Source organism: Chitinophaga sp. HK235 (assembly GCF_018255755.1).
GTDB lineage: Bacteria > Bacteroidota > Bacteroidia > Chitinophagales > Chitinophagaceae > Chitinophaga.
The window spans coordinates 622,318-640,163 of sequence record NZ_CP073766.1; the positions used below are offsets into that span (position 1 = coordinate 622,318).

17 protein-coding genes and 1 tRNA gene are annotated in these 17,846 nt (G+C 46.5%); 10 read left to right on the forward strand and 8 right to left on the reverse strand.

Features of this window, described 5'->3' with window-relative positions:
* Positions 1–51: 51 nt before the first annotated feature.
* Together rpmI and rplT are read left to right on the forward strand one after the other, a co-directional pair.
* Positions 52–249 carry a 50S ribosomal protein L35 gene (gene rpmI / locus KD145_RS01725; protein WP_127035357.1) on the forward strand — a complete coding sequence of 66 codons (198 nt, stop codon included), beginning with the start codon at positions 52–54 and terminating at the stop codon, positions 247–249.
* A 49-nt stretch (positions 250–298) separates the two neighbouring features.
* On the forward strand, positions 299–643 hold the full coding sequence (gene rplT / locus KD145_RS01730; protein ID WP_078673350.1) for a 50S ribosomal protein L20: 345 nt from the start codon (positions 299–301) through the stop codon (positions 641–643).
* A 3-nt stretch (positions 644–646) separates the two neighbouring features.
* On the opposite strand, the gene ispE is transcribed toward rplT, so the two are convergent.
* The 4 genes from ispE to KD145_RS01750 all read right to left on the reverse strand — a co-directional run bounded on the left by ispE (position 647) and on the right by KD145_RS01750 (position 4,105).
* Positions 647–1,456 (reverse strand): 4-(cytidine 5'-diphospho)-2-C-methyl-D-erythritol kinase, encoded by an 810-nt coding sequence (gene ispE / locus KD145_RS01735; protein ID WP_212004201.1) that lies wholly within the window; start codon positions 1,454–1,456, stop codon positions 647–649.
* Positions 1,457–1,528: 72 nt separating this feature from the next.
* Positions 1,529–2,128: a bifunctional nuclease family protein gene (locus KD145_RS01740; protein WP_212004202.1), complete on the reverse strand. Its 600-nt coding sequence runs from the start codon at positions 2,126–2,128 to the stop codon at positions 1,529–1,531.
* Positions 2,129–2,344: 216 nt separating this feature from the next.
* On the reverse strand, positions 2,345–3,319 hold the full coding sequence (locus tag KD145_RS01745) for an electron transfer flavoprotein subunit alpha/FixB family protein (RefSeq protein WP_212004203.1): 975 nt from the start codon (positions 3,317–3,319) through the stop codon (positions 2,345–2,347).
* A gap of 45 nt (positions 3,320–3,364) precedes the next feature.
* The gene (locus KD145_RS01750; RefSeq protein ID WP_212004204.1) at positions 3,365–4,105 is read right to left on the reverse strand and encodes an electron transfer flavoprotein subunit beta/FixA family protein; all 741 of its coding nucleotides are present in this window, start codon (positions 4,103–4,105) and stop codon (positions 3,365–3,367) included.
* Between the two features lie 155 nt (positions 4,106–4,260).
* On the opposite strand from KD145_RS01750, the gene KD145_RS01755 reads away from it, so the two are divergent.
* Together KD145_RS01755 and tilS are read left to right on the forward strand one after the other, a co-directional pair.
* Entirely contained in the window at positions 4,261–4,572 is a 312-nt protein-coding gene (locus KD145_RS01755; protein WP_113619605.1) for a lipopolysaccharide assembly protein LapB, read from the forward strand.
* A gap of 18 nt (positions 4,573–4,590) precedes the next feature.
* Positions 4,591–5,925, forward strand: coding sequence for a tRNA lysidine(34) synthetase TilS (gene tilS, locus KD145_RS01760; RefSeq protein WP_212004205.1), 1,335 nt, complete (start codon positions 4,591–4,593; stop codon positions 5,923–5,925).
* Positions 5,926–5,992: 67 nt separating this feature from the next.
* On the opposite strand, the gene KD145_RS01765 is transcribed toward tilS, so the two are convergent.
* Both KD145_RS01765 and KD145_RS01770 read right to left on the reverse strand, forming a co-directional pair.
* The gene (locus KD145_RS01765) at positions 5,993–6,598 is read right to left on the reverse strand and encodes a rhomboid family intramembrane serine protease (protein WP_212004206.1); all 606 of its coding nucleotides are present in this window, start codon (positions 6,596–6,598) and stop codon (positions 5,993–5,995) included.
* Positions 6,599–6,627: 29 nt separating this feature from the next.
* The gene (locus KD145_RS01770) at positions 6,628–7,101 is read right to left on the reverse strand and encodes a 23S rRNA (pseudouridine(1915)-N(3))-methyltransferase RlmH (RefSeq protein WP_113619602.1); all 474 of its coding nucleotides are present in this window, start codon (positions 7,099–7,101) and stop codon (positions 6,628–6,630) included.
* A 123-nt stretch (positions 7,102–7,224) separates the two neighbouring features.
* Here KD145_RS01770 and KD145_RS01775 point away from each other — a divergent pair.
* The 3 genes from KD145_RS01775 to galB all read left to right on the forward strand — a co-directional run bounded on the left by KD145_RS01775 (position 7,225) and on the right by galB (position 12,661).
* Positions 7,225–7,298 (forward strand) — tRNA-Arg (locus KD145_RS01775).
* A gap of 257 nt (positions 7,299–7,555) precedes the next feature.
* Positions 7,556–10,105 carry a glycoside hydrolase family 2 TIM barrel-domain containing protein gene (locus tag KD145_RS01780; protein ID WP_212004207.1) on the forward strand — a complete coding sequence of 850 codons (2,550 nt, stop codon included), beginning with the start codon at positions 7,556–7,558 and terminating at the stop codon, positions 10,103–10,105.
* Between the two features lie 24 nt (positions 10,106–10,129).
* Entirely contained in the window at positions 10,130–12,661 is a 2,532-nt protein-coding gene (galB, locus tag KD145_RS01785) for a beta-galactosidase GalB (RefSeq protein ID WP_212004208.1), read from the forward strand.
* Here the strand turns inward: galB and KD145_RS01790 are convergent, their stop codons facing one another.
* Positions 12,662–13,618 carry an AraC family transcriptional regulator gene (locus tag KD145_RS01790; protein WP_212004209.1) on the reverse strand — a complete coding sequence of 319 codons (957 nt, stop codon included), beginning with the start codon at positions 13,616–13,618 and terminating at the stop codon, positions 12,662–12,664.
* A 90-nt stretch (positions 13,619–13,708) separates the two neighbouring features.
* On the opposite strand from KD145_RS01790, the gene KD145_RS01795 reads away from it, so the two are divergent.
* Positions 13,709–14,692: an NAD(P)-dependent oxidoreductase gene (locus tag KD145_RS01795; protein ID WP_212004210.1), complete on the forward strand. Its 984-nt coding sequence runs from the start codon at positions 13,709–13,711 to the stop codon at positions 14,690–14,692.
* A 20-nt stretch (positions 14,693–14,712) separates the two neighbouring features.
* Here KD145_RS01795 and KD145_RS01800 read toward each other — a convergent pair whose 3' ends face one another.
* Complete coding sequence (locus KD145_RS01800) at positions 14,713–15,537, reverse strand: LexA family transcriptional regulator (protein WP_256441250.1); 825 nt, start codon at positions 15,535–15,537, stop codon at positions 14,713–14,715.
* A gap of 70 nt (positions 15,538–15,607) precedes the next feature.
* Between KD145_RS01800 and KD145_RS01805 the strand changes: the two genes are divergently transcribed.
* Entirely contained in the window at positions 15,608–16,342 is a 735-nt protein-coding gene (locus KD145_RS01805) for an ImuA family protein (protein WP_212004212.1), read from the forward strand.
* A gap of 4 nt (positions 16,343–16,346) precedes the next feature.
* Positions 16,347–17,840 (forward strand): DNA polymerase Y family protein, encoded by a 1,494-nt coding sequence (locus KD145_RS01810; protein WP_212004213.1) that lies wholly within the window; start codon positions 16,347–16,349, stop codon positions 17,838–17,840.
* Positions 17,841–17,846 lie beyond the last annotated feature (6 nt).

Here is a 17,846-nt window from a genome sequence, read left to right on the forward strand (position 1 = left end):
TGTGTTTTATTAGATTAATTCCCTACCTTTGCAGACCAAATTTGATGTAAGATGCCCAAAGTAAAGACACATTCCCGCGCCAAGAAAACCTTCAAGGTTGGCGGGAACGGACAGATTAAGCGGTTTATGGCCTTCAAAAGCCACTTACTGACTAAAAAATCTACGAAGAGAAAACGTAGCCTGAGAGGAAGTACGCTGGTTCACGAAGCAAACCTTAACCTGGTTAAGAGAATGCTCGGTCTCCGCTAATATCCGTCCAACAAATCGAATTTTATAACCTGAGAAAAAACAAAAGAAAATGCCTCGTTCAGTTAACGCCGTAGCTTCAAGAGCCCGGAGAAAAAGGATCTTAAAGCAAGCCAAAGGCTTCTACGGTAAAAGGAAAAATGTTTACACCGTAGCGAAGAACGTCCTGGAAAAAGGACTCACCTACAGCTATGTTGGTCGTAAATTAAAGAAAAGAAACTACCGTCAGCTGTGGATCGCTCGTATCAACGCTGCCGTTAGAGCAGAAGGTCTGACCTACTCTGTGTTCATGAACAAATTAGCTGGTAAGAACATCGATCTGAACAGAAAAGTGCTCGCAGATCTGGCTATGAATGAACCAGAAACTTTCAAAGCTCTGGTAGCTTCTGTAAAGTAAGCGCTAATTAACTTTAAATACCCGATAGCTGGCATCCCACAGGATGTCAGCTATTTTGTTTTTAGGGAAGATGCCCACCACCGCTGAGCCACTACCACTCATGCTGGCATACACTGCCCCCTGGCTGTACATCGTTGCCTTTATCTCTGCCAGCACAGGATGCGCTGCAAACACCGGCGCCTCAAAATCATTACTGATCACACTATGCCATTCCGTTACCGGCAACTGTATCATCTCTTTCAGAGAATGAGCCGGAGCCTGCGGAGTTATCTGACGAAAAGCCCAGCCGGTATTAACATGTATACCCGGATGTACCAGCAGAAAGGAATACCCCGACAAGTCGAGCGAAAGCGGCTCCAGGACCTCACCACGGCCAGTGGCATAACAAGGCCGGTTGGCAATAAAAAACGGACAGTCACTTCCCAGCTGTGCAGCATAGTTGATCAACTGCTCTTGCTGGAGTCCCAGCTGAAATTTACTGTTCATCAGTTGCAGCATAAAAGCCGCATCTGCGGAACCTCCACCCAGCCCGGCGCCGATAGGAATATTTTTATGAAGATGGATATTGACAGGCTGCAGCTGCGGATAATCCTGCTGCAGTAAATGAAACGCTTTCAGACACAGATTGTCGGCAGCATCGCCCGGCACAGGAATCCCGCTACTGGTGAACTGCAGGGAACCTGGCGCGATCACTTCCAGTGCATCAGTTACCGGCAGGGGATAGAATACGGTTTCCAGGTCGTGAAAACCATCGGCACGTTTACCGGTGATATACAGGCCCAGGTTGATCTTGCAGTTGGGAAAAACGATCATGTACGTAACATTGCACGGCAATCCTCCAGCAGTGCATACCTCTGCTGCTTTTACCGCTGTCAGAAAAAAGGATTATTTGCTTTTACGGCTGTTGATTTCGTCGCGGATAGCGATAGCACGGATATAATCTTCCTGCTCCAATACTTCCTGCAGAAGCTGTGTCAGCTCTTCCAGGCTCATGGCTTTCAGATCATCTTCGGCTCCTCTCTCATGCTCGGAAATAGTAGGGGTAACCGGCTTGGTGCTTTTTTTGCCGGCAGGGTCGTCCAGCAGGATACCAGCGCTGTTGAGGATATTTTCAAACGTGTAGATCGGACAACCAAAACGTACGGCCAGCGCCAGGGCATCGGATGTACGGGAATCAATTTCTATCGTCTCATCATTGCTTGAGCAGATAAGCTTGGAGTAAAAAATTCCTTCCTGCAGATTACTGATCACGACCTCATGTAGCTCTATATTAAAAGCATTCATGAAGTTCTTCATCAGGTCATGTGTAAGAGGGCGGCTGGGTTGCATCTTTTCTAACGCCACGGCTATCGCCTGCGCTTCAAAGCCTCCAATCACGATGGGTAAACGGCGCAAACCATTTACTTCTCCCAATACCACGGCATATGAATGAGTCTGCGTAATGCTGTGCGATAAAGCAACTATTTCCAGTTCTATTTTTCTCATATCTGTCTTGCGTTGTCGCTGAATATTTTGTAAGACCGTGAAGTTAGAAAAATATTCCTTATCTAAAAAAAATCTGTCATGATTAATGGCCAATATAGCTGAGAATTACAAATTATAAATTACAAACGACGTATAAGAAGGGAGATTATCAGTTGTTGTCCATCACCTTTTCTCCCTACTCACACGTCGTTTGTCTTTTATAATTTTTTATGGATATCAGCCTTTTCCTTTAAACGCCTTTACCGCTTCGGTCAGTTTCGGTACCACCTCAAATGCATCACCAACTATGCCATAATCTGCAGCTTTGAAGAAAGGCGCTTCCGGGTCTTTATTGACTACCACGATTACCTTGCTTCCGTTTACACCAGCCAGGTGCTGGATCGCGCCGGAAATACCTATGGCGATATACAGATTGGGCCTTACGGTAAGACCTGTTTGTCCAACATGCTCATGGTGAGGACGCCAGCCGGAATCAGCCACCGGACGGGAGCTGGCAGTTGCTGCTCCCAGCGCTTTGGCCAGGTCTTCCAGCATACCCCAGTTCTCAGGACCTTTCATACCACGGCCACCGCTGACAATGATTTCGGCTTCTGTCAACGGAATATCGCCGCTTACAGTCTCCACCTTCACCACTTTTACTTTGAAGTCAGCATCATTAATGGCTGGTGCAAAAGCCTCTACTGTAGCAGTTCCGGAACCAGCCACTGCAGGGTAGGTGTTAGGAATAAGAGAGATAACTTTTTTCTCGGATGTGATATTGATATTAGCGAAAGCTTTACCGGAGAAAACACTTTTCTTTACCACAAACCCATTGCTGGTGTCCGGGTAGGAAACGGCGCCAGCTACCAGTCCGGCTTTCAAACGGGCTGCTACGCGCGGAGCTATTGCCTTACCATCAAAGTTGTGCGGGAAAATAACCACGATAGTATTTTCTTTGGCAGCCGCTTCTGCAATGATTTTGGTATACACGGTACTCTCTACTTCGTGCAGGCGCTCATCGGCTGCGTGTAATACTTTGGTGGCGCCATAGTTGCCCAGTGCGGCCAGTTCTGCATTGTCAGCAGGTCCCAGTACCAGTGCTGTGGCAGTCGTACCCAGTTGCGCTGCTATTTTGGAACCGTATTGTATTGCTTCCAGTGCTGCTTTTTTGATTTTTCCCTGTGTCTGATCGGCGAATATTAATATAGACATGAATACGTTTGGTTAGAAATGAAACAAATAAATACCTGACTGCGCTTAGATGACTTTGGCTTCTTCGTGCAGTAATTTCACCAGTTCAGCCACATTATCCGGGCTGATCATTTTCACACCTGCTTTGGCTGGCGGCAGTTCAAAATTCACCACACTGGTCAGGGTGTCTGCAGCAACAGGCTCCACTACAGCCAGCGGTTTGGTCCTTGCTGCCATGATACCGCGCATGTTGGGAATGCGGGCTTCAGCCATTCCTTTCTGGCAGGACACTACCACCGGCAGTGATACCTCACAGATCTCTTCACCTCCCTCAATCTCACGGTTGATCGTAGCTTTGGTGCCATTGAGATCAAACTTCGCTGCGATAGATACATAGGGAAGGTCCAGCAGTTCAGCCACCATACCGCCTATGCCGGAACCATTGTAGTCAATGGTCTCTTTACCGGTAAATATGATATCGTATTGTTTTTCTTTTGCATGTGCCGCAATCTGTGCCGCAATATAATAACTATCCGCACTGTCAGCATTTATCCTGAATGCCTCATCACCACCAAGCGCCAGCGCCTTGCGGATGATTGGCTCACAATCAGCTCCGCCCACCGTTATCAGATGAACATCCGCGCCTACCGTTTCCTTCAGCTCCAGAGCTCTCACCAGTGCATACCATTCATCGTATGGGTTAATAATAAACTGAACACCAGCTTCATTGAATTTCGTGTTATTGTCCGTGAAAGCTATTTTTGCAGTCGTGTCCGGAGTTTTACTGATACAAACTAAAATCTTCATGCCGTAAACTGTTTGGTTTAAAAATGCGGTATTAGCAAATATATCTAATTAATGTACGCCAACCGCATGGCTATATTATGATTTTAATCAGTATAATAACTGATATATAGTTGTTATTTTTAATTTATTACGACCGGTAAAAGCACATCATCTACATGGATAGAATAGCACAGATTAAACAGATGCTGGAAACCAGCCCAAACGACAGTTTCCTGAAACACGCCCTGGCACTGGAATACATTAAATTAAATAACGACACTGCAGCCCGCCGGCTGTTCGAAGAATTACTTGCCCATGAACCAGGATATACCGGTTCCTATTACCATCTGGGTAAACTGCTCGAAAGAGTGGGAGACAGGGAAGCTGCTATCGCCACCTACGAAAAAGGTATGGCCATGGCCAAAGCTGCCAATGAAAGACATACCTATAACGAATTACAATCGGCCTACGAAGAACTGGTCTATTAATCATTTAAACCTCCAAGTATGCCGCATCACTTACTGACTAATTTTACATCTTATATTACCGGACAACAGCTGTTTGACCCTACCCAGCGCATCCTGCTTGCAGTGAGCGGTGGCGTAGATTCCGTTGTAATGGCGCATCTGTTCAAACAGGCAGGCTTCGCCGTAGGTATCGCCCACTGCAATTTTCAGCTGAGAGGAGAAGAATCGCAGCGGGATGAACAGTTTGTACAACAGCTGTCCACCTCTCTGGACCTGCCTTTATACAACACCCGTTTTGATACGGAAGCCTACACCATACAGTATAATGTCAGCATACAGGTAGCTGCCCGGGAACTGCGCTATCAGTGGCTGGAAGAGGTACGCAGCTGCGAAGGATACAGCTATATCGCTACTGCCCATCATATGCAGGACAGCGTGGAAACAGCCCTGATGAACTTTTGTAAAGGTACCGGCATTGCCGGATTGCATGGTATCCTGCCTAAACAGGACAGGATAATACGCCCGCTGCTGTTTGCTGAAAAGGACATCCTCGTTGCTTATGCAGCCCTGCATCAGATTGCTTTTGTAGAAGATAGTTCCAATATAACGGACAAGTATACACGTAATTTTTTCCGCCACAACATTATCCCGCAGATGCAGGAGATGTTCCCTGCGGCAGTTCGCAATATGGATGGTACCATCTTCCGGATGAGGGAAGCGGAAATGTTGTATCAGGAATCAGTAACCCGCCATCGTAAAAGACTGCTGGTAAAGAAAGATAATTCCTGGATGATACCGGTACTGAAACTGAAACTGACCGTTCCGCTGCAAACCATCGCCTGGGAACTGTTGAAAGAATTCAGTTGCTCCGTGGCTCAAACCCAACAGGTGCTGCAGCTGCTGGATAGCGAATCCGGACGGTATGTGGAAACAGCTACACACCGTATCATCCGCAACCGCAACTGGTTGCTGATTACACCGGTGGCCCGGCAGGATGCATCACTGTATGTGATTGATCAGTCACCTGCTCATGTGGCCTATGGGAATGCGCATCTGCAGCTGCGTCTGCAGGAACGGGGCCCGGCTACTATTCCCACAGCTCCGGCTGTCGCATGGCTGGACGCAGCCAAAGTGAGTTTCCCACTGATATTACGCAGATGGAAACAAGGGGATTATTTTTATCCGCTTGGTATGCCGAAAAAGAAAAAGGTGAGCCGTTTTCTGATAGATCAGAAATTGTCTCTGCCCGAAAAAGAAAACGTCTGGGTACTGGAGTCAGGCAAAAGAATCATCTGGGTAGTGGGCATGCGGATAGACGACCGTTGCAAAATTACTACTGCTACACAACAGGTGCTTTGCATCGAAACAAAATAAACATAAAAAGGCCGACCAGTGTAATGGTCGGCCTTTTAGATTATCATTTAATCCTGAAAGGATTTTATTATCTGCGTGTCAGCAGTTCAAGGAATCTGGTACCCAGCTCCGGATAAAACACCAGCGGGAAAACGATTCCGAACAAGGCACCCCACAGATGCGCATCGTGGTTGATGTTGCCTCCGCCTTTTCTGGACATATAAGCAGAAATACCCAGGAAGAGCACACCGTACAATACCGCCGGTATAGGCAGGAAAAAGAACACCCGTATCTGCACCCAGGGATCTACCATAATAAAGGTGAAAAGCACGGCGGAAATAGCGCCTGACGCCCCAAGGGTTGCATAGTGCTGATTGTTGTGGTGTTTGAGGAAAGAAGGAATATCGGATATGATAATCCCCAACAGATAATAAATCGGATACATCAGCTTCATATTGAACAGCTGAAGGAAAACATCTTCTACATAAGGCCCGAAGAAAAACAGGGTCAGCATGTTGAAAATAAGATGTTGCAGGTCGGCATGTACAAATCCGGAGGTAATAAACCGGTAATATTCCTTGTTATGCTTTACCAGGTAAGGCTGCATACTCAGCTTATCCAGCTGGTCATAGTTGTTCAGCGCTGTATAGGAGATAAGGCTTGTAACGATAATAATAATGATGCTGATGGACATATGCTCAGGTTGTTAGACTATAAATGTAACTATTGATGATGATATTTTTCCCGGTTTATTACCGTATAGGCCCGGTATAACTGTTCGGTGAAAATAAGTCTTACTAGTTGATGCGGGAAGGTGAGGGGAGACAAGGACATCTTTAACTGCGCCCGTTCCAGTAAGGACTGATCGATGCCAAAAGCACCACCTATCAGGATGATCAGCTGCCGGGTACTGGCGTTGGTCCGTTGTTGCAGAAAGTCGGCAAACTGTACGGTGGTCATCATCTTACCTTTTTCATCCAGCGCTACCAGATAATCGGTAGGCTGCAACAGGTCCAGGATGATTTTAGCCTCCTGTTTCTTCAGTTCTGCTACTGATAAACTGGCGGCCTGCTTTACTGTAGGGATCAGTTTTACGTCGAAATCCACGTAATGTTGCAGCCTTTTTTGAAATACTGCCATCCCTTCCCTGATGTAGGGATCGTGTTCTTTTCCTATGCTCCAGAGTTGAATTTTCACTTGTAATAATCATTAAGCAACGTTGTAAAAGTAAGTGTAAACCAGGAAATTGTAGAAAAAATAAATAAATAATTTGGTGGTTTCGAAAAAACGCTTACTTTTGCAATCCAATCACAAACAAACGGCTCTGTAGCTCAACTGAATAGAGCATCTGACTACGGATCAGAAGGTTTCAGGTTTGAATCCTGACAGAGTCACAAAAGCGGGTTATATCTCAGATATAACCCGCTTTGCTTTTTTAGTTAACCCTACATTTTAAACATTATCAGCATCATTGCCGGCTTCATCGTGTTAACGATCAATTTTTACTAATTAATTGATAAATAATTGCATCTTTAAAAGGTCCCCCTGATGTATTTTGCCCCATGGAATAAACCTGACTTATACCAACATGTCTTCGGGTACTTTCTGAGTTTACAGCATTGGTATAAAGGTTAGTTATCAACAGTGTTCAATGAGAAAAAAAATTTGTAGCTCCCGGCAATCAATAGCCAGCGGTGTAGTCTTTAAGATGATTACAGGAAAGGATATAAGATGGTTACTGGTGATGGTTGTTACCGGAATATTTTCAGTTCCGGCGAAGGCACAATCCATGCGTTTTAATGATGGATGGCAATTCAAGGCAGTAGAGTTTATTGATAAGGCAGGTATTGACTCTTTCAAACGTCTCGGAGGGAACTGGAGCGACCAGTTTTTAATTGAGAAGGAAGATAAAGCAGGCAATGTATTATCCGCAGCAGATACGGTGCTGACAGAAGTGCTTCGGCCCGTACAGCAAATAGGTTGGAAGACTGTCATGCTGCCACATATTGCATTCCCCGAACCGCTGGTGATTGTTAAGCCTCGGGAAGGTCTTGCTTACTACCGGAAAGAGTTTGTACTGGCGGATTCACTAAAGGGAAAAGACATCTCGCTGGAATTTGAGGGTGCTATGCAGGTGAGCGATGTATGGTTTAACGGGAAGTATATCGGACGTTATCAGGGAGGCTATTTACCGTTTATTATTGATCTTTCTGATAAAGCACTTTACGGAAGAAAAAATGAAATCGTATTATGTGTAAATAACAAGGCAAACCCTGTAATCCCTCCCGGAAAACCTGTCGGAAAACTTGACTTCGTTTATTATTCGGGTATCTACAGGGATGTATGGTTGCACATAAAACATCCTGTTCATATAACGAATGCCATTACAGCTGATAAACCTGCAGGCGGCGGAATATTTGTATCATATGCGCAGGTCAGCAAAGAACGGGCTGTAGTTGAAGTACAAACGGATGTGATTAATTCATCTCCCCAAAATACCCCTATCAGCATCCGGCAGGAAATTATGGATGCCCAGGGCCATGTGGTAACAACTGTAACAAGTGGTAACATGATAGCAGAGCGGGGAAAGAGCAAAGTATTTAACCAGGTAATGACGGTCCGAACACCTCATCTGTGGCATCCCGACCATCCCTATCTTTACACGCTTCTTACCACTGTATATGCCGGAAATACTCCGGTAGATAAACACAAAACGCGTATAGGTATTCGCTCTTTCGAAATAACAAAAGAGAAAGGGTTGCTGATTAACGGAGCTCCTTACCGGTTAACTGGTACCAACCGGCATCAGAATTATCCCTACATTGGAAATGCCTTGTCTGATGAGGCTTCCTATCGTGATGTATGGATGATAAAATCAGCTGGTATGAATACCATAAGAGCCGGACATTATCCGTCTGATCCTTCTTTTCTGGATGCAGCTGATGAACTGGGAGTGCTGGTACTGGACTGTATTCCCGGATGGCAGTACTTTAACCGTAATCCGGCTTTCGGGGAAAACGTAATGAGAGATATCCGGCAGATGGTCCGCAGAGACAGGAATCATCCCAGCATACTGCTCTGGGAGGTTAGTCTTAACGAAACCTATCCTGATTCTGCCTTCAGATGCAGACAGGCAGAGGTAGCCCGGGAGGAATGGAAAGGCCGGAAGAATTTTTTTACAAGCGGAGATTCTTACTATACCAAAGCTTGCTGGGATGTACCTTACGATGACTGGAACGGTGATCCGGGTACGCGTAATAATACAACGTACCCTGATAATGCCTTCCTGATAAGGGAATATGGAGATTATGAATTTGGTGGGGGAAACAGTACTTCACGGCAGCTGCGTATGGCAGGGGAGAAGAATTTGTTGCAACAGGCCTGGAATCTTCAATGGGAACATAATAAGAACAGGAAAATCTATCCCAGGGCACTGGGAGATCTGACATGGGCTTTCTTTGATGGTCTGGCGGGTTGTACAGTCGGTATTGAAGGATGGGGTATGGCGGATATTTTCCGGATACCGAAGTTCAGTTATTACTTTTTTAAAAGCCAGCAGCCAGTCACCAATCATCCTGATATACCGTTTTCCGGTGGCCCGCTTGTGTATATCGCCAGCTATTGGAGCCAGCCGGTTGATGCTGAAAAAGTGATCGTTTATAGTAATTGTGATTCAGTCAGATTACTGCTGAATGATAAAGCACTAGCCACAAATACTCCGGATAAAGGAGAAGAAACACCTTATGGCAAAGACCTGCAAAATTTTAATGGGGGTAATGCCAACCACCTGGATCATCCGCCTTTCACATTTACTAATATTCATTTTGCGCCGGGAACGCTGAAAGCAATAGGTTTTAGGAAGGGTAAAGAGGTGACAGCCTATAGCATTACTACTCCGGGACCGGCCAGCAAGATCACTCTGGAGCCCGCTATTATGGGGATGCCGTTTCGTGCGAATGGGGATGTGATTTTTGTTTATGCAAAATTGACGGATGACGCGCATAACCTTGCCATCAATTCAGAGATGTCTGTAACAATGAGGGTTACAGGTGATGCAGAACTGGTAAGCCCGGCCACGGTGAATGCTGAAGCAGGTATTGCCACTTTCCTGATACGGTCCGGTTCAAAAAAGGGTATTGTCAAATTACAGGCTACTGCAGCAAACCTGCCGGTAGCTGAAATCAAAATGACTGTTAAATAATCATCATAAGAAGCAAAATTTGAAATGAACAGGATTACCGCGCTGTTAGTGCTACTATTGACATGGATACCTTCAAGTGATGTGTTTTCCCAGTCTCAGATACATAGAGAAGGAAACGCTGATGTACAGCCATTTGACAGTGAATGGAGATTCCGTCGGTTTGGATTGCAGGCAGATGGCTCTCAAACGCCCGAACCCGTTGGACTTGAACAGCAGGGCCTCGACGATCATCAATGGACACAATTGGACCTGCCGCATGACTGGGCAATTGCAGGCCCTTTCAGAATAGAACTTTCCGGCAATACCGGAAAGCTTCCGTGGAAAGGAATCGGATGGTATCGCAAGAAATTTGTAGTAGATACCAAAGATGCAGGGAGAAGAATTTTTCTTGATTTTGACGGTGCAATGGCCTACGCCAAAATATGGGTCAACGGTAAGTATGTAGGGACCTGGCCTTATGGCTACAGCTCTTTCAGAATGGACATCACCCCATTTCTTAATTTCGGAAAGGATAACACAGTGGCTGTAAGACTGGACACAGAATCCTGGGATTCCAGGTGGTATCCTGGTGCAGGATTATACCGGCATGTCTGGCTGGTAAAAACGCAACCGGTCCATACAGCTCATTGGGGTACCTATATCACTACGGATAATATTTCTGAAAAACAGGCCAATGTCTGTTTAAAAGTTAATATACAAAACCAGAGCAGAAAACGCATGACCAGCCAGGTAACGACAGAATTGTTTGAGTCTCCGGATGGAAAAAACACGGGCAGGAAGGTAGCTTATTTTAAACCTCAGTCTGTGGAAATCTCTCCTGATAGTACCCGGGAGCTTTCTGCGCGCCTGACACTGTCTGCTCCCAGGCTCTGGACGTTAGAAGCTCCGGCTGTATATATTGCCAGAACTACTGTAAATACACCAGGGATGAAACCGGATATTTATTATACGGTTTTTGGTGTTCGAAAGCTGGAATTCACGCATGGAAATGGATTTCTACTGAATGGTAAAAGAACTGAGATCAAAGGAGTATGTCTGCATCATGATCTGGGAGCATTGGGGGCAGCGATTAACACTTCTGCTCTGCGGCGTCAGCTTACCATTATGAAAAATATGGGTTGTAATGCTATCCGTACTTCGCATAACCCCCCTGCACCGGAACTACTGGAACTTGCTGATCAGATGGGCCTTTTAGTATGGGATGAATCATTTGATGCCTGGAAGAGAGGCAAACGCAAAAACGATTACAACAAACTCTTTCCCGAATGGCATGAAAAAGACCTGGTAGCGATGGTACACAGAGATAGAAACCATCCTGCTGTGATAATATGGTCTATCGGGAATGAAGTGATGGATCAGCAGGATGTGGCGATCACCCGGGAACTTACGGATATTGTACATAGAGAAGATCTGACACGCCCGGTTTCAAATGCGTATAATGACCCGGATGGCGGAAGAGCCAGCGGAGCTGCCGCCTGTCTTGATTTAATGGGCGTCAATTACTTCTTTTCAAAACAGCCACAGTGGGATAATGATGAACGTTATAAGAATAAGCCAACGATGGGAAGTGAAACATCATCATGCGTAAGCTCCAGAGGAACGTATTTTTTTGGGACCAACTATGAAAACTATCAGGTCACATCTTATGATGTTGCCTGGCCCGGTTGGGGATGCTCTCCGGATGAGCAGTTCCGGATAAATGCCAGATATCCGCATTTATTGGGCGAATTTGTCTGGACCGGGTTTGATTATCTGGGGGAACCAACGCCTTTCAATTCTGACGAAACCAATTTGTTGAATTTCCGTACTGACTCCACCAAACGAAAGGAACTGGAAAAAGCATTGGAGGAAATCAGAAAAAAGAATCCTCCTTCCAGGAGCAGCTATTTTGGAATTGTTGATTTATGTGGTTTCCCTAAAGACAGATTTTATAGCTATCAGGCGCACTGGAGGCCGGATTACCCGATGGCACACATCATGCCTCACTGGACATGGCAGGGAAGAAAAGATAGTATCACTCCAGTGCATGTTTATACTTCCGGTGACATGGCAGAACTTTTTCTGAACGGGGAAAGTAAGGGGAAGAAGTATAAGAGGCCCGGTGAAGATTTCCGGCTGGTTTGGGATAGTGTTGTCTATCAACCAGGTGAATTAAAGGTGGTGGCTTATAAAAACGGGAAAGTATGGGCTACAGACACCATGCGCACGGCTGGTCCTACGCAAAAACTGTTACTGTTGCCTGAAACCAATACGGTAAAAGCTGATGGGGCGGATCTGTGTTATATCACATTACTTGTTTGCGATAAAAACAACAGGATGGTGCCTGGCGCATCAGATAATCTGAAGTTCTCGGTAGAAGGACCTGGTGAAATAGTGGCAACAGACAATGGGGATGCTACTTGCCTTATATCGTTCAGTAGCCCTGTACGCCCTGCTTACAATGGAATGGCCCAGGTTATTATAAAAGCTAAAAAAGGCGCAGGCGGTAAAATAAAAGTGTTGGCACAAACAGATACGGGGTTGAAAAAAGCAGAAACTATCATCAACATAAAATAATTACCGCTTAATCTGTCCAGGTGTTTGCCGGTACTGTCTTTTGAAAGCATGAATAAAATTGCTGGCGTTGGCATATCCCATTAGCCATGCTATCTCGTTTACATGCATATCTGTTTCCTGTAAGAGGTGCAGGGCATGGCTCATCTTCCGTTCCTGTATCAGCTCATACAGACTGGTATCATATTGCAGCCGAAGTTGCTGTTTGATCTGATGTTCTGTCAGGGTGGAATGACGGGCTACATCGGCCAGGCTTTGGATATCCATAAAATGTTCCAGGATGAAATGATATACCGCTTTCATCTCTTGCTGGTAGGCTGTTTTAACCGGTTGGTTTGTATCAAGTGCAGCAAAGATCAGCAGAATGATTTCAGCCACTTTGTTACGCCGGTAGGCAGGCAGCAGATTGTCGGCCATCGGACTATGTAGCAGCGAACGCAGTGCCTGCTGGATTTCCGGAGTCAGCGGCAATGCTTTTTCAGATACCGTAAATGTAGCTCCGCTTGTCAGATGTGCTGCAATATCCCTGGGCGGATGCTGAAACTCCTCCAGTATAGCCTGAAGAAAGGAGGAGCGGAAAGTAATGGCAAGGTATTCAAAGTCCTGTTGGGCTTTGAAATGCAGGTTGGAATGAAAGTCTGTAGAACCATACAGATTATACTGTCCGGCTGTAAGTGGCTGGCTTCCGGATAGTCCCCGGAAATCTGCGCAGGAGCTGCCTTTCAGCTGGAAGTGAAGACTTATATGCGGGACATCCTGTACATGATGTACAGCGATGTCCTGGAGAAAATCCGCCCTGAACTGTATGATATCAAAGTCCTGGTTAAACTGATGCTGTACCTGATGCCGGACAAACGGAATGTCAATGGCACTGTTTTCAAAGCGACCAAAGGAACGGCCGGCTGAAAATCTTCTGGCTGCAATTTCTTTATATGCGTCTCCGCTGATAGTGTACGGCATACTTCAAAGATCACCATTTTTATGTCGTAAATCAATATTCGCTGCGATCAGTGATGTCTACCTTTGTATCATTACAATGAATGATAGAATATGCGAATTTTAGTTACCGGTAGTTCAGGGCATCTGGGAGAGGCTCTGGTACGCAGCTTGACAGCAATGCGTTATAATGTAAGGGGATTAGATAGGATCGCTGGTCCCTTTACCACTGATGTTGGATGTTTGACCGAACCAGGGTTTGTACAGAGATGTATGAAGGGAGTGGAGACTGTTTTTCATGCAGCAACATTGCACAAACCTCATGTAGAAACACATTCCATTCAGCAGTTTATTGATACCAATGTTTCCGGTACGTTGAATTTGCTGCAGGCCTCTGTTGCAGCAGGTGTAAAGCGTTTTGTGTTTACCAGCACCACCAGTGTGTTTGGTGAAATACTGGCACCACCACAGGGCCAACCTGCTATCTGGATCACACCGGAAGTGATGCCTGTTCCCAAAAACATCTACGGTATCACCAAAGTGGCAGCAGAAGACCTGTGCCGGCTCTTTAACAAAAAACATAAACTGCCTTGTATCGTGTTACGTACATCCCGTTTTTTTCCGGAGGCAGATGATAGTAAATTGAAAAGAGATCTCTATGAAGATGCTAACCTCAAAGTCAATGAATATCTTTTCAGGAGAATAGATCTTGAAGATGTGGTAAGTGCGCATCTGGCTGCGGCGGAAAGAGCGGAGGAGAGAGGTTTTGCAAAGTATGTGATCAGTGCTACCACTCCTTTTTCTCCGGAAGATGCACAGGCTTTGCAGATAGATGCACCGGCGGTAGTACAGAAATATTTCCGGGATTATCAGCCACTGTATACACATTTAAACTGGAAGATGCAACCTTCCATTGAGCGGGTGTATGACAATGCCAAAGCCCGTATGGAACTGGGCTGGAAACCTGTTTACGATTTCGGCCATATCCTGATGTTGTTGAAAAGCGAAATGGATTTTCGTAGTCCGCTGGCTCAGCAGGTAGGCTCAAAGGGTTACCACGACAGGGTGTTTGAAGAAGGACCTTATCCGGTTAGCTAAATAAAAAAAGCAGCAAATCCTTAACTTGCTGCATTCCTATCAGACACCAATCTTTCTACTTTTGCATCCAATTTCCCCAATGCCTGCAAAATCGCATCCATATCCGGTTGCGGGGCTAAGTCCGTATTAGTCCAGTAGCTGTTGTATTTCCACATTTCTAACACTTCGCTGACAGGAAGATCATAGGGTTTGAACAAAGGATTCAGTGAAACGAGGTGTAACTGGCCGGTTTGCTGAATGCGGTTGTAAACCACCTTGAACACAATACCTTCATTTTTGGTGATCACCACGCAGGGGGTGCCGTCTTTAAGATGAGACCAGTCCTGGATATACTCCACAATGACAAATGCCCCTTCCGGAACAGGCAGCATCGATTCTCCTTTAACAGGAAACATCCGGAACTTCCGGTCGGCAGGAAGTTGTGGCATATGGAATATCGGAAGACTGGAGATATAGTCAGGGTCGGCATAACCGGCGGTATATCCGGCCTGTGCTTTATGAGACACCATCTCCACCTGCTCTTTATTGTCCGGTGTAATGGTGGTAGCCAGTACACGCATTTTTTTTCCTGTTATGTAGCTCATATCACCGGCTTCCAGTTCCCGCAGGCGCAGTTCTCCCAGTTGGGACAGGTCGAGGCGAACAAATGTATCGATGTCAATCTTAAAAAAATCAGAGATCAGAATCTGGTCTTCCAGCGGCGGATTCCTGGTAGCGCCGGTTTCCAGTGCTTTCAGTTTGGTACGGGTGCATTGCAGGGCTGTTGCCAGATCGTCCTGCGTCATTTTTTTCCGGTTACGTAGAAATTTCAGGTTATGGGCCCAAAAATTATTTTGTTCTTTCATATTTTTTTGGCATTATTACTGCCAGTAAATTGGCATTATTAATGCCAAATGTAAGCTAACTTTTTGAAATATGAAACAGCCAGCTGAAAGAAATGAGGTGATAGCCAGGCTGAGAGGAGAGATTCTTTCTACCAGGGGGCCGGTGTTTTCATCCCATTCCCACGAATATCCCGATCTGGGGCCATTGAACAGGGCCTTTCCGGAGCATTATTTCCCTTTCCGGGGTACACATGAATTTATCAGTCATAATAGTGAAACGGCAGCTGCCACCTTAGGGTTTATGGCGGCGGTGCTGAGCCGTTTGATGAAAGGTCCGGAAATGGCCGTATGGGTGGGGGCGCACAGGACGCTTTTCCCACCTGGACTAAAAGCTTTTTGTCTGGTACCGGACAGGATCATTTTTGTAGATCTGGTATCAGAGAAGGAAATGCTCTGGGTAGTGGAGGAGTGTCTGAAATGTAATGCGCTGGCAGCGGTAGTGGGAGAAATCCCAGATGTACACCCCATTGCATTTCGGCGGTTGCAGCTGGCAGTGGAAAAAAGCGGAGTGCCCTGCTTACTTCACCGGCATCGCCCGCGGAGCGTGGAAAATACGGTCTGTACTACCCGCTGGATGATCACACCGGTAGCTAGTATTACTGATAATGGTTTGCCCGGCGTTGGGTATCCGCAGTGGCAGGTGGCATTGCTGAAAGTGCGTAACGGCAGACCGGGCAACTGGCAGCTCTCCTGGGATGGGCAACAGTTTCAGCATAGCAGTACAGAAAGGATGGAGGAGCAGCATGTTCATATCAAAGCAGGTTGATCATATGAAACGTTACATGTCTGTTTGGTTTCGCCATCTGGCGGCAGACCGGCTGGCGCTGCGTTATCCGGGGCTTGGGCAACAGGTTTTTGTACTGGTAGCGCCGGAACGCGGACGAATGATCATCCGCTCAGTGAGCAAAGCCGCCGGACAACTGGGAATACTTCCGGGAGCAGTACTGGCGGATGTCAGAGCGGTATACCCGGACTTGTTGTTTTATGATGATGACCCTTCACTGGATAAATTATTACGATCCCTCGCTATATGGTGTTACCGTTTTACACCGATAACAGGCATTGACGGTGCTGATGGTCTGATACTGGATATCAGCGGTTGTGCACACCTGTGGGGCGGAGAGGAGGCCTATTTCGAATATATCGTCAGCAGACTGCAGGCAGGGGGCTACCATGTGCGCGCAGCTATCGCCGATACCATGGCAGCAGCCTGGGCAGTGGCCCGATACGGAACCACACATCCGGTACTGTTATCCGGTAGCCAGGCAGAAGTGTTGCGCCCCTTACCACCGGAGGCGCTCCGGCTGGAACTGCCTGTGGTGGACCGGTTGCGGAAATTAGGTCTCACGCAGGTGGGACTGTTTATGGACATGCCACCATCGGTGTTGAGGCGGCGTTTCGGTCTACCGCTGCTGGACCGCCTTGGTAAAGCGCTGGGGCGAATACCGGAAACACTGGAACCAGTAGCACCTCCGGAGCCTTATGTGGAGCGGCTTCCCTGCCTGGAGCCGATAAAAACGGCACATGGTATTGAGGTGGCTATTCAAAAGCTGTTGGAGATGATCTGTCTGCGGTTACAGCAGGAAGAGAAAGGGCTCCGGAAAGCAAGGCTTATCTGTTACCGGACAGATGGACAACAACAATGTGTGGAAATTGGTACCAACAGCCCGGTGCGTAATCTTACACACCTGTTCCGGCTCTTTGAACTGAAGATCGATAGTATTGAACCGGATCTGGGCATCGAACTGTTTGTACTGGAGGCATCGGTAGTGGAAGGTCTTACTACGCAACAGGAACGCCTTTGGGACCTCGATACCGGTGATAAAAAAGATGCGGTGATGAAACTACTGGACCGTTTGGAAGGCCGTATCGGCTCATCGGCTATCCATAGATATCTGCCGGAAGAACACCACTGGCCGGAAAGATCTATCCGTAGTGCTACCGATGTGCATGAAACTACTACCGTTGCCTGGCCTGAACATCTGATGCGGCCTGTGAGCTTATTGGGAGCACCGGTACGCATTGAAGTGTCAGCACCTATCCCGGATTATCCTCCTATGCTGTTTATTCATAAAGGTAAAATCCATAAAGTGGTAAAGGCTGACGGGCCGGAAAGAATTGAACGGGAATGGTGGATTGAAAAAGGACTGCAACGGGATTATTACCAGGTGGAAGATGAAGAAGGAGGCAGGTACTGGTTGTTCCGTTCCGGGCATTATGGGGAACATAAACCGGAATGGTATATACACGGATACTTCGCTTAAACAGTA